Raw genomic sequence first — 20792 nt, 5'->3', positions numbered from 1 at the left:
CTGCAAGTAAATATTTGTTAAAGTAGCTAACAGACAAACCCAATCACTACATTTAAGGCGACCACCATGACTGCACCAAAAATTATTGCCCTTGCAGGCAGCTTACGTAAAGACAGCTTTAACCAAAAATTAATTAATGAAGCAGCACGTTTTGCATTAGAAAGCGGTGCAGAGGTTGAAGTTATTAAACTTGCCGATTTAGATTTACCCATGTTTGATGAAGACATTGAAGCACAAGGCACACCCGTTGGCGCACAGTTATTAAAAGACAAGTTACGCGCAGCTGATGGTATTTTACTCGCTAGCCCAGAATACAATGGCTCAATTACTGCCGTACTTAAAAATGCGATTGATTGGGCGTCGCGAACAGAGCAAGGTGCGGTTCCTGCTTTTCGTAATAAAGTAACTGCTTTATATGCATCATCGCCGGGGGGTTTGGGTGGATTACGTGGCTTAAATCATGTGCGTGATATTTTATCAGGCATTGGTAGCTTGGTATTAGCTGACCAACTAGCAGTACCTGCTATACACACTGTGCTTGATGAAAGTGGACAAATCAGTGACCCCGTTACAGCCGATAAAGTGGCTAGCCTTGCACAACAACTTGTGAGCGTAGCGAGCAAACTTAATAAATAACTTCGTTTTCGAGGTTAAATAATTAGCGGTCTATCTATTTTTAAAATACTGCCCCGGCGTTGTTGCTAATATTTTTTTAAAAGCAGTATTAAACGCCGAGCTAGATTCAAACCCTAGCTGCTGCGCAATATATTGTTGAGAGTGACCACTTTCTAGCATTTCGACCGCACGCAACGCTCTAAGTTTTTGCTTCCACTGGCTAAAATTCATAGAAAAACTTTTATTAAATAAGCGATTTAGTGTACGACTCGATGCACCGACTTCAAGACCCCATTGCTCAAGCGTTTTATGACATCCAGGATTTGCATGTAATTCACTTAAAATTGGCGTCAAACGGTTATCTTGCGCTGTTGGTATAAAAAATTGACTGGTTGGCGCGCACTCCAAACGATCAATAAATACATCAATAAACCGCTTAGTCTGCACGTCTAGATTATAATCTTCTGGCCAGCTACAAATCATTAAAATCATTGCTTTTAACAAGTCGTCAATATGTAACACTTTAGCGCTCAAACCTAAACGTGCGACGTAAGGTACATCAATATAAACACTACTAAATTGACCACCGTAACGGCAAAAAGTCTCGTGAGGCAAATGCGGTGGTAACCATACAGCCTGATTAGGCGGCACCACAAAGCGCCCTTGCGACGTTGCCACCGTCATTACACCTCTACTGGCATACGCTAGCTGTCCCCACGTATGCTGATGAGTTTGCACATGCTGCCAAGGTGGCATTGGACCTGGCCTTGGGAAAATAGGCCTATCAAGCTTAGTACGTTTAAAGCGTGATTTAATACTCACCCAGCAATTTGTCTGATCAGATAAACTTTGTGTCATATTATGCAATTTTGGTCATCTTAAAAACACCTTACACTAGCGCTGCGATATCAACAAATCTGCTTAAGGAAAAAAATGAAAGACCACACTGGAGATAAAACCTGGCAATCGCCATTTAACTTTTTAGCATTAGCGACTGTAATAATGGCAGTAACTTTTGCAGGCTGGATGGCACTACTTAATAACTTTGCTATCGAGGCGGCTAATTTTACTGGCGCGAATATGGGGATGCTGCAATCTTTACGTGAAATACCTGGATTTTTAGCGTTTACAGCGGTGTTTGTATTGCTTGTGCTAAAAGAACAAACATTTGCACTTATAAGCCTATGCTTACTCTCAATTGGGGTCGCTATCACAGGGTTCTTCCCTACTATTTATGGCTTGTATATCACGACAGTGTTGATGTCGATAGGCTTTCACTACTTTGAAACCATTAATCAATCTTTAAGCTTGCAATGGTTTAATAAAGAAGAAGCACCACTCAAATTAGGCAAGTTACTGTCAATCAAGTCAATGGCGTCACTGCTGACTTATGGCACAATCTGGTTGAGTGTTACATATTTTGCGGCCGACTATAAATGGCTTTATTTTGTACTCGGTGGTGTAGGCTTTGTGCTAACAGTGGCATTAGTTTTAGCGTTCCCGAGCTTTAAAATTCATTCCGTTCAACATAAAAAAATTATTTTGCGAAAGAAGTACAGCCTGTACTATTTATTGCTGTTTTTCTCTGGTGCACGCAGGCAAATATTTATGGTATTTGCAGGCTTTTTAATGGTCGAAAAATTTGGTTTCGATGTTGCCCAAATCACCGCCTTATATATGCTAAATCATGTTATTAATATTTTTATTGCCCCAAAAATAGGGCAAATGATCAGTAAAATAGGCGAGCAGAAAACCTTAACTATTGAGTACAGCGGTTTAATTTTAGTCTTTATTGGCTATGCACTGGTTGAATCACCGTTATTCGCAGCTGGCCTTTATGTGATTGATCATCTATTTTTTGCCATGGCGATCGCTTTAAAAACATACTTTCAAAAAATCGCACAACCTGAAGACATTGCCGCCACAGCCTCTGTTAGCTTTACTATTAACCATATTGCCGCAGTGATCATTCCCGCCGCTTTTGGCCTAGTTTGGCTATACGACCAAGCACTCGTTTTTTACTTTGGTGCAGCATTAGCCGCATGCTCACTTGTGTTAAGCCAATTTATTACTGCTCATCTACAACGTATAAACAGCCTAGCTTAATCTGAATTTTAAGATATAGATTATCATGAACTCAGGTTACTTACTGCTTTGTCGCTGCCAGTTTGGCGGCGATAAAGTCGGTATGATTTACATATAGTAAGTTTGCAACACGGCGTATAACGTACTCTTCTTGTGGATCTAATTGCCCATCAGCGTACGCTAAACGCCATAGTAACTCGATAATGTCAATTCGCTGCCCGGCACTACATTGACTATTTATTTGTTTAGAAAACTGAAAATAATCAATCGCTTCATCTAAGCTCTTACCAGCACTTTGCATGAGCTCATTAACTTCTGCATCATTCAAATTAAAATACTTTTTTAAAGTTGCACTTAAAGTTTGTAACTCATCATCTTGCTGCTCGCTATCTGCGCGCATTACCTCAATCAATAATGCCGCTACCGCAGTTTTAAGATCGTGCTCTTGTATCTGAGCGGGCTGATCGTTAAATGTCGAAAAAAGCTGCTTAATTTGCTTGAACATCACATTTTCCTATTATGGGTGTTAGACTTAAATCATAGGTGCAATACAATAATGGAGTAAAGATTTATGAGAGGAAAAACAGTCACTGCTTTAGCAATAACAGCCACGCTTACACTTTTGCTGGGGAGCAATCCCGCAAACGCAAAAAAGAACAATACCGAAAAACTCTACGACTTTGATGAAAAAGTCCATTATCACCAGACTAAGTTAGACGACAATAACTACCAACTCACTATCCAGTCAGACGATTACCCGCATTTTAAAAACCAAAGCGTATTTTTGCTTCGACATGCTAACCGCCTATGTCGTGACAACACCTTTATGTTAAAAGTGACTGGCGGCGTGCAAGAGTATGAACAAATGCCCACAAAACCACGTGCCTATCAGCCACCTTTAACGGTATTACTACAGTGTGAAACTGAGCCAAATAAAGATTAATCTTTAGTCTTTATAACCCCAAGGCGCAGCCGGTGGTGTGATTGGTTTGGTTAAATCAAAATCAACACGGAACTCGCGGCCTTGGCGAATTAAACGGTAAGTAAACTTTTCAGGGTAGATATACATCTGCCACGTATTACCAATCGACTGTGGAATGCCTTGATTTACAAACAGCTCTTTTGAGTATTGATCAGCTGGGAAAGACTGCACGCTCTCAAAACCCGCATCAACCGTATGACCACCATACATAGTTGATATATCATCAGTGCCATCTTTATGGCGGTGATCATGTTTTAAGCTCAAGCCACTACCTGTTTTTGTAATGATCCACGTACGTGACGCATCATCACCTACATGAAACGGAACTTGCAGCTCACGCTCGTCACAACGACGCACATGCATTACTAACTTCTTGCCCGCAAACGAACTAGGGCCCGCGGCATTATCAACCGTTACCGTTCCTTCATACGCTTTGCCACAATGGGCAGCAATATTATCAAAAAAGCCATCATGACTTGGAATAGACACCAACGGCGCTGGGCGTGCAAAAGCTGCCGTAGAAGCCAGCAATAAAGTAGCCACAGTTAATAATTTCATAGCAAGTTCCTAAAAGTATAAAAGAGCAGCTTAGCGTGTTACTAAAAACAAAGGAAGTAATCACGGTGAGTGGGGGCTAGATACTAGTTAGCAAGTGATAAGACAAAACGCGGCCTTAGCCGCGTTTTACAATCGTATTAATTTTAAACTAGTTACTGCCAAGGCCGCTCGGCGTTAAGCTTCGCTTCAAAGACGTCTATTTGTGGGTTTAGGGTTTCTGTTACGCCGATAAAGTCTAAACCGCTTAATAAACGTTCTTTTACGTCTTTGCGAATATCAAAACTGATTGGAGCAAACTTATTGCTCGTCAGCGTTTGATTTTCAAGGTCGATGTCGATATGAATATCGTCATGTTGCTCACTCAGTACAAATAAGTCTTCCAATGTTTGCGCTGGCAATGCAATGGCGAGCATTTGGTTATTGCCGCAATTATTAAAGAATATATCGGCAAAGCTTTCGGCCAAAATCACTTCAAAACCATATTGCTTAAGTGCCCATGGCGCGTGTTCGCGTGATGAACCACAGCCAAAGTTATCCCGGGTGAGCAATATTTGTGCGCCTTGATAACACGCACGATTTAAAATAAACTCAGGGTTTGGCTCGTCATTATCTAAATAACGCCAATCATAAAACAAGGCAGCATCAAAGCCATCACGACTGGTTGACGTTAAAAACTGCTTTGGAATAATTTGGTCAGTATCGACGTTGTTTTTATCAAGCGGGGCCATTAAGCCACTAAAATAAATGCTCATTAGGCTTCTCCTCTAATATCAACAAAGCGACCATGAATCGCTGCCGCTGCGGCCATTGCAGGACTCACTAAGTGCGTACGACCACCACGGCCTTGACGGCCTTCGAAGTTACGGTTTGAGGTAGATGCACAGCGTTTGCCTGCACCTAAACGGTCATCGTTCATCGCTAAACACATTGAACAACCTGGCTCGCGCCACTCAAAACCCGCGGCTTTAAAAATATCAGCTAGGCCTTCATCTTCAGCTTGCTTTTTAACAAGGCCAGAGCCCGGTACAATTAACGCTTCAACACCAGCGGCCACTTGTTTACCTTCAACAATCTGCGCGGCGGCGCGTAAATCTTCAATGCGGCTATTGGTACATGAACCAATAAATACAGTGTCTACCGTGGCTGATGACAATTTATCGCCTGCTTTTAAATCCATGTATTTAAGGGCGCTGCGGATGGCATCGGCTTTGATTAAATCAGGCTCTTTATCTGGATCAGGAATGCACTCATCAACACCAATTACTTGTTCAGGGCTTGTGCCCCAAGTAATTTGCGGTTGAATAGTACTTGCCTCTAGCTCAACGTCTAAATCAAACTGTGCGCCTTCATCTGTTTTTAAGGTTTCCCAGTACGCAACGGCTGCATCAAACTCAGCTTCTTTTGGTGCAAATGGGCGACCTTTTAAGTAATCATAAGTAATTTGGTCTGACGCGATTAAACCCGCTTTAGCACCCATTTCAATGCTCATATTACACAACGTCATACGCGCTTCCATTGACAGTGCTTCAATGCCTTCGCCACAAAACTCTGCTACATAACCCGTACCACCGGCAGTGCCTAATTTACCAATAACCGCCATGATCAAGTCTTTTGCCGTCACAGTTGGGCGCAACACGCCGTTAATTTGGATTCTCAGCGATTTGGCTTTTTTCTGTTGGAGGGTTTGTGTCGCGAGTACATGCTCAACCTCAGAGGTGCCAATACCGTGAGCAAGTGCACCAAATGCACCGTGCGTTGAAGTATGGCTATCGCCACAGACTATGGTTGTGCCTGGTAAGGTGATCCCTTGCTCAGGCCCCATGACATGTACTATGCCTTGGTTAATTGAGTTTAAATCATAAAGCGTAATGCCAAATTCTTTACAGTTGGCATCGAGCGCCATTAATTGATTTTTTGATACTTCGCTTGCGGCATCTAATGAGCGACTTTTGGTCGATACATTATGATCCATCGTCGCGATGGTTTTTTCAGGGCAACGTACTTTACGATTTTTTTCACGTAGGCCTGCAAATGCTTGCGGCGACGTGACTTCGTGCACTAAATGGCGGTCAATATAAAGTAAGTCGGTTTGCTCATTAATACTAGCAACAACATGTGCTTGCCAGATTTTATCGTATAACGTTTGGGCCACTTGCTCATTCCCTAATTCGGTTTAGCTCGCGACGTGACGGTTGCCACGAGCATAATTAATTTAAATTCGAGCCACAATCGCAGCGGCAACGTCTTGCGTTGTATAACCTGCGTTCGGGTAGATATCGGGCGTGCCGACACCGGCTTCTACAGCTTCGGCAACTGCTTTTTCAATACTGCGCGCAGCTTCATCTTGGCCTAGCGAGTAACGTAGCATTAAAGCGGCACTTAAAATTTGCGCTATTGGATTAGCAATCCCTTTACCTGCAATATCTGGTGCTGAGCCACCAGCCGGTTCATACATACCAAAACCCGATTGATTCAAGCTCGCTGAAGGTAATAGCCCCATAGAACCTGTGATCATTGCGCATTCGTCTGACAAAATATCACCAAATAAATTGTCGCATAGCAATACGTCAAACTGACTTGGCTGCTTAACTAACTGCATAGCAGCATTATCAACGTAAATGTAATCAAGGTTTACTTCTGGATAGTCTTTACTGACTTCGGTGACAACTTCACGCCATAACACGCTTGATGCAAGTACGTTGGCTTTATCTACCGACGTGACATGATTGTTACGCAATTTTGCTGCTTCAAACGCAAAACGCGCAATTCGTTCAATTTCTTTGCGTGAATAGGTTTGCGTATCAAATGCGGCTTCATTTTCGCCTTCGCCACTGCGGCCTTTTTCGCCAAAATAAATACCCCCTGTAAGCTCACGCACACATAAAATATCAAAACCTTGCTCGCTAATATCGGCTCGTAGTGGTGACGCTGCACTCAACGCAGGTAATAACTGCGCGGGGCGTAAATTACAAAACAAGCCAAAATGTTTACGCAGTGGTAAAAGCGATGCGCGCTCTGGCTGCTCATCCGCCGGTAAATGCTCCCATTTAGGGCCACCGACTGAACCAAATAAAATAGCGTCTGCATTTTCGCAGGCAGCGAGCGTTGTCTCTGGTAATGCTTTACCAAATTCATCAATAGCAGCACCGCCAATAGCATGAGGATGACGAGTTAAGGTAAAGCCAAACTTACTGCTTACGGCATCAAGCACTTGCTCTGCTGCTGCCATCACTTCTGGGCCGATACCGTCGCCAGCTAATACTGCGATGCTATAATTCGTTTGACTCATCCTGCTTTCCTTTGTTGTTTTAAATCAGACACTTTTTGTGCACGATAAATTAAGTTATAAACGCGGATCATAGCGCGTACAGACGCTTCAACTACATCCGCTGCTATACCGGCGCCGTGGTAAGGACGACCATCGTATTTTGCGATAATATTTACTTGCCCTAGTGAGCTTGCACCTTCGCCGGTTGCTTCTAAATTGTATTCAATCATTTCCACTGCCATGCCCGTTAAGCGCTCAATCGCTAAAAATGAGGCCTCAACAGGGCCATTACCCGTAGCTGCTTCTTGCTTAGATTCGCCTGCGATTGTCATGCCAATAGTTGAGCTCGCCACTGATTGTGAGTTAGAGGTAGAGTTAACAAATTCCAATTGGTACTTTTCGTCTTTATCGCTGATTTGATTAAAGTAAATCATCGCTTCAAGATCATAGTCGTACACGGTGCCTTTTTGATCGGCAAGTGCCACAAAGCTGTCATATAGACTGTTCATGTCGTAATCGGTTTTTTGATAACCCAACTCTTCTAAGCGATGCTCTATAACGTGGCGACCTGAGCGTGAAGTCATATTTAATTGGTTGTTTGGTACACCTACGCTTTCTGGCGACATAATCTCATAGGTATTTTGCGCTTTTAATACACCGTCTTGGTGGATGCCAGAGCTATGCGCAAAAGCATTTTCGCCCACAATCGCTTTATTAGGCTGTACTGGCATATTACAAATTTTTGCCACCTGACGTGATGCGCGGTAAATTTCTTCACTGCGAATATCTGTATGCACTTTTAGGTGATCTTTACGCATCTGCATAATCATCGCCACTTCTTCAAGCGAGCAGTTACCCGCACGTTCACCAATGCCATTAATCGTACATTCGATTTGGCGCGCACCGGCTTGCACTGCGGCAATTGAGTTAGCAACCGCTAAACCTAGGTCATTATGACAGTGCACACTTAAACGGGCTTTATCAATATTAGGCACGTTATTTAACAAGTGGCGGATCATGGCAGCATATTCATCTGGCGTTACATACCCTACGGTATCAGGCAAGTTGATGGTTGATGCACCAGCATTAATTGCTTGCTCTACAATGCGGCATAAATCCCAATGCGGTGTACGGCCTGCGTCTTCACAGGAAAATTCCACATCATCCGTATAATTACGGGCAAGCTTGATTGATTTAACCGCCATAGCCGTCGCATCATCTAAACTCATGCGTAATTTGTGCTCTAAATGCAAAGGGCTGGTAGCAATAAAAGTATGAATGCGACTTTGTTGTGCTGTGCGAAGTGCTTCGCCACAGGCTTCAATGTCTTTGGCAACAGAGCGGGCTAAACCACAAATAATCGGGCCTTTTATTTCTGTTGCAATGCGTTGCACTGAACGAAAGTCCGCAGGGCTTGAAACCGGAAAACCCACTTCCATCACATCTACATTTAAGCGGCTAATGGTGTGCGCCAGTTGAATTTTGTCTTCTTCAGTAAGACTTGCCTTAAGCGCCTGCTCACCATCGCGTAAGGTGGTGTCAAAAATCCATACTTTATCTTGATCTTGCATAATCTGCCCTCAGTGTTCAACGACCCACGTTGCGAGATAAAAAAACCCCGCATGATGCGGGGTTTTTTTAATGTATTATTCAATGCAAATACACTAATCCCCGCTCACATACGTTAGCAGTAAGAGGTTTAGTTTTAGTGTAATTAAGTGTGTATTTTGCATCTACTTTTACTAAATGTGTGTTTAATTAGCTATATTTTTAACACTTCCCAACACGTCACGCAAGCATAACATCACCTTTAAAACGAATGGAAAACCACTATTAAAGAAAATAAAATCCAAATTAAACACAATTACCAGATATAAAATTCAAAGCTAACTTAAAGCGCCCATAATATGCTTTGCTTTATGGGCGATCCTGCTTAGATAAGTTTTCTATTTTAATTTAAACCTGTTCGCTGATAATGTAATCAACTATCAGTTAACGACTAAACTAGCTTGATCGTCGGTAGCCCCTTAAAAATCCTTTTATAAAAACCTAAATAAAATGCCCATATAAATGAGCATTTTTATTACGCGATTTTTTAATCACTTAATTTTCGAGCATTAATAGCCTCGACACTGACTTCATCTAAGCTTTTCGAATGTAATTCAAACCATTCCTTAACCTCATCAGTCGTCATCTCATTTGAATGATAAAAACCTTTTTGGTGATCGTTTAAGTGCGGTTCGAGTTTGTTATAGCGTTTACTATTCATTGCTTTAGACCATGGCGCGTTACTGGTTACCGATTTAGGTAACTCCACCTCTAAGCCAAAGCCGTGACTGTATGTATCGTCTAATAACAAACCATCAACAGTGCTAAAGTCGGCAACGCTTATTCCTGAATTACCAGCCGTTCTAAATTCTTTAAAACATAGTTTAGGTGATTCATCAACAGAGCCATCAGCGTTTATATCGACGTTACCAAAAGGGCGAATACCTTTTACGGTATTGCCTTTGGGGGTTTTATAATCCAGTTTAAAACCTGTCATTTATTCTCTCGCCACTGTGCTTGCCCTGAGCCTAGCTCGTGTAATACGCGGCCTGTTCTATTCATTCCTGAGCTTGTATTTGACAGCCACACTTTTATTTCGCCAGTTTTACCCATGCCGACAATTAAATAAGGCCTGATATTTTCTTCTACTTCCCCTGTACTTATCCATGTATAAGCAGGTAAATTTTTAGCTAATTTATAACCATTTTTATCTATTGCCACTTCACCAAAGTAAATTCTATTTTCTGACTTATCTAACCATTCAACGGCTACTTTTTCTGGGAATTTTTGATCGTAAACACTTACCGTCGCTCTTGTTTCACCATAGCAGCACCCAATTGCCCCTGACGGTATTCCCCACTCATCATCAAATACTACAGAGCGCCCCCAAATTGCATTGCCATTTTCGGTGCCTACACCTGCAACCATGTAATCAATTGTTCCTGTTGACGAGCAACCCATTACAAATAATGTAAAAGTGAGTGTGGTGAGTAATTTTATGAGGTTACTCATAATATATTTCCATTTAAGTTCAAGTGTTCCTTGGGGAGTCGCTTAGTTACTTATTCTCACGCCACTGTGCTTGCCCTGAGCCAAGCTCGTGTAATACACGACCTGTAAATCCCGCTGAACGGGTATTAGATAACCAAACTTTGATTTCACCTGTCTCACCCATACCAATAATTAAATATGGTTTTACATCTTTAAAAACCTTACCTGTATGCGCTGTGTATGAAGGTAATTTTTTAGCTAATTGATAACCTTTTTTGTCTATTGCCACTTCACCAAAGTAAATTCTATTTTCTGACTTATCTAACCATTCAACCGCGACTTTTTCTGGGAATACCCTATCATATACTCCAACCATAGCCCCCGCTGTGGCTCGACAACAAGACATAGTTCCTGCGGGTACATCCCACTGGTCATCAAACTTAATTAAAGTCACGAATATATCATTACCTTCATCCGTTGAACCCGATACAACCATATAATCTATTTCACCTGTTGTTGCACAGCCGCCTAGTAATACAGAAAACAGACTAATAAGAAGTAATTTTAAGATTTTGTCCATAATGGGTATCCATTAATTAATTGTGACTGCCATTGCTCACTCTTTTCAGCTTGTTCTGGCTGATTGTAAAAAAGCGCGAGCTGTTGGTTTTTAGTGGTGAATTCAGCGTCTTCTTCTGGGCCATGAGCAATCGCATCAATCGTTGCTGAATATTTAACACTGTGGTGGATGTAATCTTTGTATAAAGCCTGCCAGGCATCACTTTATGAGCCAAATCTACAGATGGAAATCGCTTTACTAGTTATTCTCACGCCACTGCGCTTGCCCAGAGCCAAGTTCGTGTAATACACGGCCTGTTCTATTCATTCCTGAGCTTGTATTTGACAGCCACACTTTTATTTCGCCAGTTTCGCCCATGCCAACAATTAAATAAGGCCTGATATTTTCTTCTACTTCTCCTGTACTTACCCATGTATAAGCAGGTAAATTTTTAGCTAATTTATAGCCATTTTTATCTATTGCCACTTCACCAAAGTAAATTCTATTTTCTGACTTATCTAACCATTCAACCGCGACTATTTCTGGGAATTTTTGATCGTAAACGCCACTTGTTTTACCGGCACTTTGCCAGCAACAACCTAGACTCCCCATAGGAATACCCCAACTATTATCAAAAGTGATTGATTGCACCCAGATTTCATTACCCTTTTGTGTCGCACCGCCTGCAACCATGTAATCAATTGTTCCTGTTGACGAGCAACCCATTACAAATAATGTAAAAGTGAGTGTGGTGAGTAATTTTATGAGGTTACTCATAATATATTTCCATTTAAGTTCAAGTGTTCCTTGGGGAGTCGCTTAGTTACTTATTCTCACGCCACTGTGCTTGCCCTGAGCCAAGCTCGTGTAATACACGACCTGTAAATCCCGCTGAACGGGTATTAGATAACCAAACTTTGATTTCACCTGTCTCACCCATACCAATAATTAAATATGGTTTTACATCTTTAAAAACCTTACCTGTATGCGCTGTGTATGAAGGTAATTTTTTAGCTAATTGATAACCTTTTTTGTCTATTGCCACTTCACCAAAGTAAATTCTATTTTCTGACTTATCTAACCATTCAACCGCGACTTTTTCTGGGAATTTTTGATCGTAAACGCCACTTGTTTTACCGGCACTTTGCCAGCAACAACCAAGACTCCCCATAGGAATACCCCAACTATTATCAAAAGTGATTGATTGCACCCAGATTTCATTACCCTTTTGTGTCGCACCGCCTGCAACCATGTAATCAATTGTTCCTGTCGACGAACACCCTACTGCAAATAATGTTAAAGCGAGTGCGATGAGTGATTTTATGAGGTTGTCCATAATCTATATCCATTTATTAATTGTAATTGCCATTGCTCACTTTCTTCAGCTTGTTCTGGCTGATTGTAAAAAAGCTCGCGCTGTTGGTTTTTAGTGGTGAATTCAGCGTCTTCTTCTGGGTCAGAGCTACGGGCTTTCTCTGCGAATACTTTATAGAACATAAGTTTAGGGTAGTGACTTTACTACTTATTCTCACGCCACTGGGCTTGCCCAGAGCCAAGCTCGTGTAATACACGACCTGTAAATCCAGCGGATGGTGTATTTGAAATCCAAACCTTTATCTCACCAGATTCACCCATTCCTACTATTAAATATGGTTTTACATCTTTAAAAACCTTACCTGTATGCGCTGTGTATGAAGGTAAATTTTTAGCTAATTTATAACCTTTTTTGTCTATTACTACTTCACCAAAGTAAATTCTATTTTCTGACTTATCTAACCATTCAACAGCGACTTTTTCTGGGAATTTTTTATCGTATACACTTACTGTCGCTCTTGTTTCACCATAGCAGCACCCAATCGCCCCTGACGGTATTCCCCATTCACCATCAAATACCACAGAGCGCCCCCAAATTGCATTGCCATTTTCGGTGCCTACACCTGCGACCATGTAATCAATTTTACCTGTTGACGAGCAACCCATTACAAATAATGTAAAAGTGAGTGTGGTGAGTAATTTTATGAGGTTACTCATAATATATTTCCATTTAAGTTCAAGCTGCCCTTGAGGAATGGCTTAGTTACTTATTCTCACGCCACTGGGCTTGTCCTGAACCAAGTTCGTGTAATACACGACCTGTAAATCCAGCGGATGGCGTATTCGAAACCCAAACCTTTATCTCACCTGATTCACCCATACCGACTATTAAATATGGTTTTACATCTTTAAAAACCTTACCTGTATGCGCTGTGTATGAAGGTAAATTTTTAGCTAATTTATAACCTTTTTTGTCTATTACCACTTCACCAAAGTAAATTCTATTTTCTGACTTATCTAACCATTCAACCGCGACTTTTTCTGGGAATTTTTTATCGTATACACTTACTGTCGCCCTTGTTTCACCATAGCAGCACCCAATCGCCCCTGACGGTATTCCCCATTCATCATCAAATACCACAGAGCGCCCCCAAATTGCATTGCCATTTTCGGTGCCGACACCTGCGACCATGTAATCAATTTTACCTGTTGACGAGCACCCTACGGCGAATAATGTTAAAGCGAGTGTGATGAGTGATTTTATGAGGTTGTCCATAATCTATATCCATTTATTAATTGTGATTGCCATTGTACACTTGCTTCAGCTTGCTCTGGCTGGTTATAAAAAAGCTCACGCTGTTGGTTTTTAGTGGTAAATTCAGCGTCTTCTTCTGGGCCATGAGCAATCGCATCAATCGTTGCTGAATATTTAACACTGTGGTGGATGTAATCTTTATATAAAGCCTGCCAGGCATCACTTTGTGGGCCAAAGCTGCGGGCACTATCAACCAGTGTTTTAAGCTCGTTAGGTAAAATATAAGGTATAGCTTGGCCGTCAGCTTGTTTGCGGTTTGCAAGTTCCGTTAAGCTTTGAAGTGGCACCCCTTGGTTAACTGCCATTTCATGCATTAGCGATAGGCTATAGTGAGGTAAGGTATTATTTAAATTACGCCGCCAATACGGTTTATAACCGGTGTAAATTGTATCTTCTGGTTTATTGCGAATGCGTTTTGGTTGCCTGTTTACTCTTGGCCTGTTTGCTTTAAACTCAATATTAATTGTTGGCCAATAATATTTTTGCTCAAGTGACTTTTTAAGCTGCGCCAATTCTTTATCGTGCTCTGGCTCTCCGGCTTGCCCTGCAATATATCGCCACGGGTATAATATAGTTGTTTCGACGGGGCCATAACCGCCGCCAATATCTGAATGTACACCGGGTAATTCAATTTCCTGCTGGTTTTTAAGGAGCTGCTTATTACGAGTACGTAATGAACTAAGTGGAAATTTATCACGCTTTTCATCAAACGCCGCCAAATGCATTACAAAACCTGCACTACTACTGGCTAGGTTTAAATTAACGGGGTAATCAAGCTCATCATTGGCATAAAACTCACTGTGGTTGCTATCACCATCACCACCAATAGATGCAACGCTGTCGAATAAACCAACAAAGCGAATAACCGGCTTAATACCGCCCCAATACTGTGGATCATTTTTATATATCGCATTCACTTGATTAACAAATGCTCGCGCTTGCGCTGCACCGCGGCTAAAACCAAATACATCAATAAAGCAAACTTTAATAGTTTTAAATAAATTACGAATCAAATATGCTTCCATTTCGAGTAAAGACCTTTTAATTCGCTCATCAAAACTAAACGCTAAACCCATGTCTAAGGTTGAATCGCTTTCGTGGGCTTTCGTGCCAATACCTTCTACATAATACGCATCAACAAACTCATCTCCTCTTGGATATAACTCAAACAACTTAACCACATTAGTTGGTTCATTCGCATCGGTTGAATCTTGTATGTCATTAAGGCGGTTATTCCCTGTGCCATCAAAGAACACCCCAAAGCTAGGGGGCTCTGCAAGTAAAGTTATTTCAATATGGCCTTTTGGTAATATTTTATGTTCGAGTAATTGCGGCCCGCCTTTTTCACCAATATTGAATGACTGAACCTTTAACAGGTCAAAATAATCTGCAAAGCTTTGTTCGTTAATAAGGGTTAACTCTGCTTCGCCCGCTATAATTACTTTTAAGGTATAAAGCGCTTGTTGTGACAGGTTTTTAAAGTGGTATTGTTGATTACCCTGTTGCTCCAAGTTAACCGCACTACCTTGGCTAAACAACTGCGCTCTTATATCTACATCACCAACCACTTTAACTATAATATTTTTTTGTAACGCACCAACATTTGTTTTTATAACCAGTGTGTTAACTTTATTGACTGCCATGGGCATTGCTTGGCTCATAACTTAGGCTCCATAAACATAAACAAGACGGCTTTTAGTAACTGGCCCTGCAATGCCGTCTACCTGTAGTTGTTGCGCTTGTTGAAATTCCTTCACCCCGGCTTTGGTTTTTGGGCCATTAATGCCATCTACTTTGCCGCAGTCAAACCCTAATGAATTACAACGCGCTTGTACGCCTGAAAGGGTATCGATGGGGTCTAAATGACCCACTTGTGCAGTAAAACTTTCACTTGGTGAGCTTTGATCTTCCTTGAGGTATAAATCGACTTGAGCGGTGAGGGTGTCGTTTTCGTTTAGCTCAACTTCTATTAAACCATCGCTAGGTAAAACAGTGTCAATGGTTTGGCTGCCGATGTTGAGTACAATACGTTTGCCGGTAATATCATCGCCATCTTCATGTATTATTTGCAGTCGAAAATATTCTTTTTCGTTTTGTACTACAAAAGTGTTTACGCTACTGGTGCGCAACGGCATAAACTTTTCTTTTTTAGACGGTATGGTAATTTTATCGCCCGGGTAAATTAAGTTTGGATCAGGGCGCAGCGCTCTAAACTCAGCATTGCTTGAATGGTTATAAAGCGCGGTTGAGGTTTTATAACCATATTGGCGTGCTATACGTAGCAGTGTTTCGCCTTGTGCGACGGTATGTTGCTGTGTCATTGAAATATCCTTATCCCTAAATATAAATATCGCCAGAGCAAGTCTACGTTTAGGTAATGTTGCCTACTGCCCAATCGTGATCGGCGAGTTCAAAAAAGCTGACTTTGGCGTTTTCAAAATCAGGGCCTGAGACATTGGCGTAGCCATTTTGATCGAGCTGGCCGGTGATAACATGGCCGTTACGTAAGCGAATTTTGTAGCCCATATTCGCTTGCGGCTCGCCTGTCTCATCTAGTAGCTCAATTTCGTAACCTAACGTAGGCTGCTCAACGGTGAATGTGGTGCTATCTACCGCGCCATTGGCAGTTGCAGTGACATTATAAGCCCCTGGTTTAACCTCAAAATAGTGCTGCCAAAAGGATACTTCGTCTGGGCGTTTTTTTGCTAGTTGCAGGGTTACTTGCCCGTTGGTTGGTCCTTGCCATTGAATAACCACGCTGCGACTGTTACTGCATGAACCTTCAATATTGAGCTTCCAACCGTTTGGTACGCGTAAACTGGTGCCGGGTTTGGCTGGTTTGCGATTACTAAAGCCTAAGTTGTAGTCGTAAATCAAATTGGCATTTTTATAGCCGGTATATTGCTCGGCGAGTTGTTCTACTGTTTCACTTGCTTGTAAAAGATGGTTTGAAAAATTTTGCCTAACTTGGTGAGATGCTTTTAACAATACGGTGCTTTGTAAAATTGGCTTGTATATACATACTGCTGGCAAGTGGGTGTTGGTACTCGGCGTATTTACGCTGCGAGTATTTTGCTGCATTGATTGCGCTATATACCTTGCTTGCCCTTCACCGTACTGGTTATTAATCACTGCGCTATTTACTAAAAAGTCGGCTTGTTGGGGGTTATTACTCCAACCTGTTTGTACTGACGAATTTGGCGGTGTACTTGCCACACCCGATGCAGAAAATTTACTGGTTTGTGGTTGTTCTTTTGGATAAATAGCGAGAGAGTGTGAGGCGTTTTTATAGGCGTTGTAGCTTACTTTTTTCCAGCCTTTGTCGTTTACCCAAAATTGGCTACGCGGATCGTCACGCAATAAGGCAGCTTGGTATTTATCAACTACCCCATATTGATTGTCTTGAATGAGTCGCTGTAGCTTTTTGGTCAATAAAACAAACTGAGAACGACCAACATAACCAAATATCACAGGCGAGCTAGCAGGCTCGTCTTTAAATTCATTAAGCTGATCATAAATAGGGTTATGTTTAAAGTTCACCGTGTCCTTGGTGAGCATATGCATCCTCGCTTTCTCTATTGTTGAGCTTTAATTTTCTAAGTGTAAACTTTGCTTGCAATAATAAAGAAATCGGAACAAAAAATCTACAATCATTTAGACTGATTATTCATTTGGTTTTGTGTTTTCGCGCACATAGTTACTCGCGCCTCGGGTAATATAGCGTAACTGCCAGATGACTCGCTCTACAAGCTCTTCGCGCTGCTGTGCGTCTATGTCTAGTGCTTCAGCGCCGGCATTAAATACCAGTGTTACCATGGCCTCTGCTTGAATATAAGCTTGAGTTGCATCGCAGGGGGTTTCGCTTTCAAGATAATGCGCAAGCTCTAGAATAAAATGTTTAATTTCGCGAGCAACTGCGGCCCTAAATGCTTTGGATGTTCCTGAGCGTTCTCGCAATAGTAGTCTAAACTGGTTACTGGAGTTGTCGATAAACTCCATAAAGGTAATGACTGAGGTGCTGATAATACTATTATTGCCGCTGGCAATACGTCGGCGTGCTTGACGCATAAGTTGGCGCAATGTTAAACCGGCTTCGTCAACCATGGTTAAGCCAAGTTCATTCATATCTTTAAAATGGCGATAAAATGAGGTGGGGGCTATACCAGCTTCGCGGGCAACTTCGCGTAAACTTAAATTCGAAAAGCTATGTTCGGCACTTAATTGGTTAAATGCCGCCTGAATTAAAGCTTGTCGTGTTTTTTGCTTCTGTTGCGCACGAACACCCGACATACACTACTCCTGATTTATTTTAAATCAAATTATGGTGATTTTTATCTCAATTCCCCAGTCTAATACTTGACGGCGAGAGAATGAAATATTATTTTAGCTTACAAGTGTACGCTCAGATTTATAAAGATGAATAAACCACCGATTATTTGGACTAACGTCCTGTTCTTTAGCCTTACTTTTTTGGCTGCCGCAACGCTTGTTCCTTGGTATGGTATAAGCTATGGATTTACCAGTGCGCACTGGATCGCATTTGTGGCGTGTATGTTTTACGCCGGGATGTCGATCACCGCGGGCTATCACCGCCTTTGGGCACATAAAGCTTACGATGCTCACCCTGCTGTTGAGATGATTTTTGCTATCGGTGGTGCATTTGCATTGCAAAATAGCGCCCTGCACTGGAGTAGCGACCATCGTGTACATCATGGTCAAGTTGATGACCCAGTTAAAGATCCTTACGCTGCAACCAACGGTTTTTGGTATAGCCATATTGGTTGGATGCTGCGCGATTACCAAGGCGATAGCTATGGTGATTACAGTAACTGTCGAGACTTGCAGCGCAACAAAATTGTAATGTGGCAACACCGTCATTATTTAAAACTCGTATTAGCCACTAATATTGGTATTCCACTGGTGCTGGGTTTATTGGTTGGCGATGTAATAGGTATGCTGCTCTTGGCTGGCTTGCTACGCTTGGTGTTAAGCCAACATTTTACTTTTTTTATCAACTCGGTCGCGCACATTTGGGGCTCTCGCCCTTATACTGAAAAAAACACCGCACGTGATAATGGCTTTTTAGCATTATTTACGTATGGTGAAGGCTACCATAACTTCCATCATATTTTTGCGAGCGATTACCGCAACGGTATTAGATGGTTTCATTATGATCCAACAAAATGGATGATCCGCTCATTTGCAGCTATTGGCTTGGCTAAAAAGCTAAAACGGACACCAATTGAGCGTATTGAGAAAGCAAAAGCCGAAACATTAATGAATAAAACTCAAAATCGCTTGGCAAAATTGCCTTTAGCGCAAGATAAGCTTACATTATTGCAGCAAGAATATGATTTATTGCTGAAAAAGCTACAACACTTTTGTGCCCTGAAAAAACAGGTATTAGAAGTTAAAAAGAATAACATGCTGCAACAATGCGAAAAATCAGCTTTAATTACACAATACCATGAGCTTGAAGCCGCTTGGGAAACCCAAAAGCAGGCTTGGCTAGCACTGAATGCGAGGTTATTAAAAGCCTCTTTTAGTTAATGTAGGAGTGGCTGTGGCCAAACAACAAGTAAAGCAAGAACAACCATCATTTCAATATGATGCGATCATTATAGGCACAGGTCCTGGCGGTGAAGGTACCGCCATGAACCTGTCTAAAAGTAACAAAAAAGTGGCCGTTATTGAACGCCAAGAAGCCGTTGGTGGCGGTTGTGTGCATTGGGGGACCATTCCATCAAAAGCCCTGCGCCACTCTGTGAGCCGCTATATTGAGTACAAAGCAAACCCGTTATTTAATGTAGGAGAGCGCCCTACTCGTTTAACATTCCCCGATATTTTGCGCCATGCCAGTTCGGTTATTTCTAAGCAGTCTAATTTACGCAGTAGCTTTTACGATCGTAACCGTATTCATATGTTTCAAGGTGATGCGAGCTTTGTTGACAAGCACACCATTGAAATTAAACGCCTTGATGGTTCCACTGAGCGACTAACAGCCAAAACAATTGTTATTGCGACAGGTTCACGTCCTTATCGCCCACCAGAAGTCGACTTTACCCATTCTCGTATTTACGAAAGTGATACGATTTTAGGGCTTGAGCATGACCCTCATCGTGTTCTTATTTATGGCGCCGGTGTGATTGGCTGTGAGTATGCCTCTATCTTTAAAGGCCTCGGCGCAAAGGTTGATTTAGTAAATACCCGTGATCGCTTGCTTGCTTTTATGGATGCTGAAATTTCAGATGCACTAAGCTACCACTTTTGGAACAGTGGTATTGTTATTCGCCATAACGAAGAATTTGATCGTATTGAAACCCGTGATGATTGCGTGATCATGCATTTAAAATCAGGTAAGCGTGTTAAAGCTGACTGTATTTTATTTGCCAATGGTCGTACTGGTAACACTGATACATTAAACCTCGAAGCGGTTGGCTTAAAAGCTGATAGCCGCGGTCAATTAAAAGTAAACGAGACCTATCAAACTGACATTGACAATATTTATGCAGTTGGCGATGTTATTGGTTACCCAAGCCTTGCTAGTGCTGCGTTTGATCAAGGCCGCATTGCTGCTGATGCAATTGCCTGTGGTAACTGTGATGAAAAACTGATTATTGATATTCCAGCGGGTATTTATACCATTCCTGAAATGAGCTCTGTAGGTAAAACAGAGCAAGAGCTAACCGCAGCTAAAATTCCGTATGAAGTAGGCCGTGCGCAATTCAAACATTTGGCACGGGCGCAAATTGCGGGTACTGAAGTGGGTAGTTTAAAGATTTTATTCCATACCGAAACGAAAGAAGTACTCGGTGTGCATTGCTTTGGTGAGCGTGCCTCTGAGATTGTTCATATCGGCCAAGCAATTATGGAACAAAAAAACGGTGGCAACACCATCGACTACTTCGTAAATACCACGTTTAATTACCCAACGATGGCTGAAGCCTACCGTGTTGCGGCATTAAATGGCTTAAATCGCTTGTTTAAATAAATAGTTTAAGTAAACAGTTTAAATAATTGCTTAAACAGCTAAGCAACAAAAAGCCCGCTTATTACT

24 protein-coding genes are annotated in these 20792 nt (G+C 41.8%); 5 read left to right on the top strand and 19 right to left on the bottom strand.

All coding sequences use genetic code 11. The features are described 5' to 3' along the window. Positions 1 to 66 precede the first annotated feature (66 nt). Positions 67 to 636, top strand: coding sequence for an NAD(P)H-dependent oxidoreductase (locus tag HH219_RS18040; RefSeq protein ID WP_054455391.1), 570 nt, complete (start codon positions 67 to 69; stop codon positions 634 to 636). Positions 637 to 666: 30 nt separating this feature from the next. Here the strand turns inward: HH219_RS18040 and HH219_RS18035 are convergent, their stop codons facing one another. Continuing rightward, positions 667 to 1473, bottom strand: coding sequence for a helix-turn-helix transcriptional regulator (locus HH219_RS18035; protein WP_169328247.1), 807 nt, complete (start codon positions 1471 to 1473; stop codon positions 667 to 669). A gap of 75 nt (positions 1474 to 1548) precedes the next feature. Between HH219_RS18035 and HH219_RS18030 the strand changes: the two genes are divergently transcribed. Next, the gene (locus HH219_RS18030; protein ID WP_169328246.1) at positions 1549 to 2721 is read left to right on the top strand and encodes an MFS transporter; all 1173 of its coding nucleotides are present in this window, start codon (positions 1549 to 1551) and stop codon (positions 2719 to 2721) included. A gap of 40 nt (positions 2722 to 2761) precedes the next feature. Here HH219_RS18030 and HH219_RS18025 read toward each other — a convergent pair whose 3' ends face one another. Further along, positions 2762 to 3205, bottom strand: a complete 444-nt coding sequence (locus tag HH219_RS18025) for a TerB family tellurite resistance protein (RefSeq protein WP_169328245.1) — start codon at positions 3203 to 3205, stop codon at positions 2762 to 2764. A gap of 66 nt (positions 3206 to 3271) precedes the next feature. Here HH219_RS18025 and HH219_RS18020 point away from each other — a divergent pair, with 66 nt between their 5' ends. After that, the gene (locus HH219_RS18020) at positions 3272 to 3643 is read left to right on the top strand and encodes a hypothetical protein (RefSeq protein ID WP_169328244.1); all 372 of its coding nucleotides are present in this window, start codon (positions 3272 to 3274) and stop codon (positions 3641 to 3643) included. A 3-nt stretch (positions 3644 to 3646) separates the two neighbouring features. On the opposite strand, the gene HH219_RS18015 is transcribed toward HH219_RS18020, so the two are convergent. From HH219_RS18015 to fabR, 17 genes are all read right to left on the bottom strand, one after another. Further along, a complete protein-coding gene (locus tag HH219_RS18015; protein ID WP_169328243.1) occupies positions 3647 to 4240 on the bottom strand; it encodes a hypothetical protein in 594 nt (197 codons plus the stop codon). A 152-nt stretch (positions 4241 to 4392) separates the two neighbouring features. Beyond that, positions 4393 to 4992: a 3-isopropylmalate dehydratase small subunit gene (gene leuD, locus HH219_RS18010; protein WP_169328242.1), complete on the bottom strand. Its 600-nt coding sequence runs from the start codon at positions 4990 to 4992 to the stop codon at positions 4393 to 4395. Then, positions 4992 to 6392 (bottom strand): 3-isopropylmalate dehydratase large subunit, encoded by a 1401-nt coding sequence (gene leuC / locus HH219_RS18005; protein ID WP_169328241.1) that lies wholly within the window; start codon positions 6390 to 6392, stop codon positions 4992 to 4994. The genes leuD and leuC overlap by 1 nt, the downstream gene beginning before the upstream one ends. Before the next feature lie 60 nt (positions 6393 to 6452). Next, the gene (gene leuB / locus HH219_RS18000) at positions 6453 to 7529 is read right to left on the bottom strand and encodes a 3-isopropylmalate dehydrogenase (RefSeq protein WP_054206074.1); all 1077 of its coding nucleotides are present in this window, start codon (positions 7527 to 7529) and stop codon (positions 6453 to 6455) included. Next, positions 7526 to 9079, bottom strand: coding sequence for a 2-isopropylmalate synthase (gene leuA / locus HH219_RS17995; RefSeq protein WP_169328240.1), 1554 nt, complete (start codon positions 9077 to 9079; stop codon positions 7526 to 7528). The genes leuB and leuA overlap by 4 nt, the downstream gene beginning before the upstream one ends. Positions 9080 to 9603: 524 nt before the next feature. Further along, positions 9604 to 10053, bottom strand: a complete 450-nt coding sequence (locus tag HH219_RS17990; RefSeq protein WP_169328239.1) for a hypothetical protein — start codon at positions 10051 to 10053, stop codon at positions 9604 to 9606. Then, a complete protein-coding gene (locus HH219_RS17985; RefSeq protein WP_169328238.1) occupies positions 10050 to 10568 on the bottom strand; it encodes a DUF2931 family protein in 519 nt (172 codons plus the stop codon). The genes HH219_RS17990 and HH219_RS17985 overlap by 4 nt, the downstream gene beginning before the upstream one ends. A gap of 46 nt (positions 10569 to 10614) precedes the next feature. Next, positions 10615 to 11127: a DUF2931 family protein gene (locus HH219_RS17980; protein ID WP_169328237.1), complete on the bottom strand. Its 513-nt coding sequence runs from the start codon at positions 11125 to 11127 to the stop codon at positions 10615 to 10617. Between the two features lie 237 nt (positions 11128 to 11364). After that, a complete protein-coding gene (locus HH219_RS17975; RefSeq protein ID WP_169328236.1) occupies positions 11365 to 11883 on the bottom strand; it encodes a DUF2931 family protein in 519 nt (172 codons plus the stop codon). A 46-nt stretch (positions 11884 to 11929) separates the two neighbouring features. After that, positions 11930 to 12442, bottom strand: a complete 513-nt coding sequence (locus HH219_RS17970; protein WP_169328235.1) for a DUF2931 family protein — start codon at positions 12440 to 12442, stop codon at positions 11930 to 11932. Then, positions 12427 to 12603, bottom strand: coding sequence for a hypothetical protein (locus HH219_RS17965; RefSeq protein ID WP_169328234.1), 177 nt, complete (start codon positions 12601 to 12603; stop codon positions 12427 to 12429). The genes HH219_RS17970 and HH219_RS17965 overlap by 16 nt, the downstream gene beginning before the upstream one ends. A 21-nt stretch (positions 12604 to 12624) precedes the next feature. Continuing rightward, the gene (locus HH219_RS17960; protein WP_169328233.1) at positions 12625 to 13137 is read right to left on the bottom strand and encodes a DUF2931 family protein; all 513 of its coding nucleotides are present in this window, start codon (positions 13135 to 13137) and stop codon (positions 12625 to 12627) included. A 46-nt stretch (positions 13138 to 13183) separates the two neighbouring features. Then, positions 13184 to 13696, bottom strand: a complete 513-nt coding sequence (locus tag HH219_RS17955; protein ID WP_169328232.1) for a DUF2931 family protein — start codon at positions 13694 to 13696, stop codon at positions 13184 to 13186. Continuing rightward, positions 13681 to 15396 (bottom strand): DUF2235 domain-containing protein, encoded by a 1716-nt coding sequence (locus HH219_RS17950; RefSeq protein WP_169328231.1) that lies wholly within the window; start codon positions 15394 to 15396, stop codon positions 13681 to 13683. Before HH219_RS17950 ends, HH219_RS17955 begins: the two co-directional genes overlap by 16 nt. Positions 15397 to 15399: 3 nt before the next feature. Further along, positions 15400 to 16056 carry a peptidoglycan-binding protein gene (locus HH219_RS17945; RefSeq protein ID WP_169328230.1) on the bottom strand — a complete coding sequence of 219 codons (657 nt, stop codon included), beginning with the start codon at positions 16054 to 16056 and terminating at the stop codon, positions 15400 to 15402. A gap of 49 nt (positions 16057 to 16105) precedes the next feature. Further along, a complete protein-coding gene (locus tag HH219_RS17940; protein ID WP_249118549.1) occupies positions 16106 to 17293 on the bottom strand; it encodes a hypothetical protein in 1188 nt (395 codons plus the stop codon). A gap of 105 nt (positions 17294 to 17398) precedes the next feature. Then, on the bottom strand, positions 17399 to 18025 hold the full coding sequence (gene fabR, locus HH219_RS17935; RefSeq protein WP_169328228.1) for an HTH-type transcriptional repressor FabR: 627 nt from the start codon (positions 18023 to 18025) through the stop codon (positions 17399 to 17401). 126 nt (positions 18026 to 18151) lie between these two features. Here fabR and HH219_RS17930 point away from each other — a divergent pair, with 126 nt between their 5' ends. Both HH219_RS17930 and sthA read left to right on the top strand, forming a co-directional pair. Then, positions 18152 to 19285: a fatty acid desaturase gene (locus HH219_RS17930; RefSeq protein WP_169328227.1), complete on the top strand. Its 1134-nt coding sequence runs from the start codon at positions 18152 to 18154 to the stop codon at positions 19283 to 19285. A gap of 13 nt (positions 19286 to 19298) precedes the next feature. After that, positions 19299 to 20726, top strand: a complete 1428-nt coding sequence (sthA, locus tag HH219_RS17925) for a Si-specific NAD(P)(+) transhydrogenase (protein WP_054206070.1) — start codon at positions 19299 to 19301, stop codon at positions 20724 to 20726. The last annotated feature ends 66 nt before the right edge of the window (positions 20727 to 20792 follow it).

Origin of the sequence: Pseudoalteromonas sp. NEC-BIFX-2020_015 (assembly GCF_012952265.1) — a bacterium.
Lineage (GTDB): Bacteria > Pseudomonadota > Gammaproteobacteria > Enterobacterales > Alteromonadaceae > Pseudoalteromonas > Pseudoalteromonas neustonica.
Note: the sequence above shows the minus strand (reverse complement) of the source record. Positions and strands in the feature narration are given on the sequence as shown.

Bases quoted from the DNA above. Each gene is read 5' to 3' on its own strand.
- HH219_RS17985 (WP_169328238.1), bottom strand. From the start codon at position 10,568: ATGAGTAACCTCATAAAATTACTCACCACACTCACTTTTACATTATTT.
- HH219_RS18025 (WP_169328245.1), bottom strand. From the start codon at position 3,205: ATGTTCAAGCAAATTAAGCAGCTTTTTTCGACATTTAACGATCAGCCC.
- HH219_RS17940 (WP_249118549.1), bottom strand. From the start codon at position 17,293: ATGCTCACCAAGGACACGGTGAACTTTAAACATAACCCTATTTATGAT.
- HH219_RS17955 (WP_169328232.1), bottom strand. From the start codon at position 13,696: ATGGACAACCTCATAAAATCACTCATCACACTCGCTTTAACATTATTC.
- HH219_RS17970 (WP_169328235.1), bottom strand. From the start codon at position 12,442: ATGGACAACCTCATAAAATCACTCATCGCACTCGCTTTAACATTATTT.
- HH219_RS18020 (WP_169328244.1), top strand. From the start codon at position 3,272: ATGAGAGGAAAAACAGTCACTGCTTTAGCAATAACAGCCACGCTTACA.
- HH219_RS18030 (WP_169328246.1), top strand. From the start codon at position 1,549: ATGAAAGACCACACTGGAGATAAAACCTGGCAATCGCCATTTAACTTT.
- HH219_RS17980 (WP_169328237.1), bottom strand. From the start codon at position 11,127: ATGGACAAAATCTTAAAATTACTTCTTATTAGTCTGTTTTCTGTATTA.
- HH219_RS17960 (WP_169328233.1), bottom strand. From the start codon at position 13,137: ATGAGTAACCTCATAAAATTACTCACCACACTCACTTTTACATTATTT.
- HH219_RS17965 (WP_169328234.1), bottom strand. From the start codon at position 12,603: ATGTTCTATAAAGTATTCGCAGAGAAAGCCCGTAGCTCTGACCCAGAA.
- HH219_RS17990 (WP_169328239.1), bottom strand. From the start codon at position 10,053: ATGACAGGTTTTAAACTGGATTATAAAACCCCCAAAGGCAATACCGTA.
- HH219_RS18040 (WP_054455391.1), top strand. From the start codon at position 67: ATGACTGCACCAAAAATTATTGCCCTTGCAGGCAGCTTACGTAAAGAC.
- HH219_RS17950 (WP_169328231.1), bottom strand. From the start codon at position 15,396: ATGAGCCAAGCAATGCCCATGGCAGTCAATAAAGTTAACACACTGGTT.
- HH219_RS17945 (WP_169328230.1), bottom strand. From the start codon at position 16,056: ATGACACAGCAACATACCGTCGCACAAGGCGAAACACTGCTACGTATA.
- leuD (WP_169328242.1), bottom strand. From the start codon at position 4,992: ATGAGCATTTATTTTAGTGGCTTAATGGCCCCGCTTGATAAAAACAAC.
- HH219_RS18035 (WP_169328247.1), bottom strand. From the start codon at position 1,473: ATGACACAAAGTTTATCTGATCAGACAAATTGCTGGGTGAGTATTAAA.
- leuB (WP_054206074.1), bottom strand. From the start codon at position 7,529: ATGAGTCAAACGAATTATAGCATCGCAGTATTAGCTGGCGACGGTATC.
- fabR (WP_169328228.1), bottom strand. From the start codon at position 18,025: ATGTCGGGTGTTCGTGCGCAACAGAAGCAAAAAACACGACAAGCTTTA.
- leuA (WP_169328240.1), bottom strand. From the start codon at position 9,079: ATGCAAGATCAAGATAAAGTATGGATTTTTGACACCACCTTACGCGAT.
- HH219_RS17975 (WP_169328236.1), bottom strand. From the start codon at position 11,883: ATGAGTAACCTCATAAAATTACTCACCACACTCACTTTTACATTATTT.
- HH219_RS18015 (WP_169328243.1), bottom strand. From the start codon at position 4,240: ATGAAATTATTAACTGTGGCTACTTTATTGCTGGCTTCTACGGCAGCT.
- HH219_RS17930 (WP_169328227.1), top strand. From the start codon at position 18,152: ATGAATAAACCACCGATTATTTGGACTAACGTCCTGTTCTTTAGCCTT.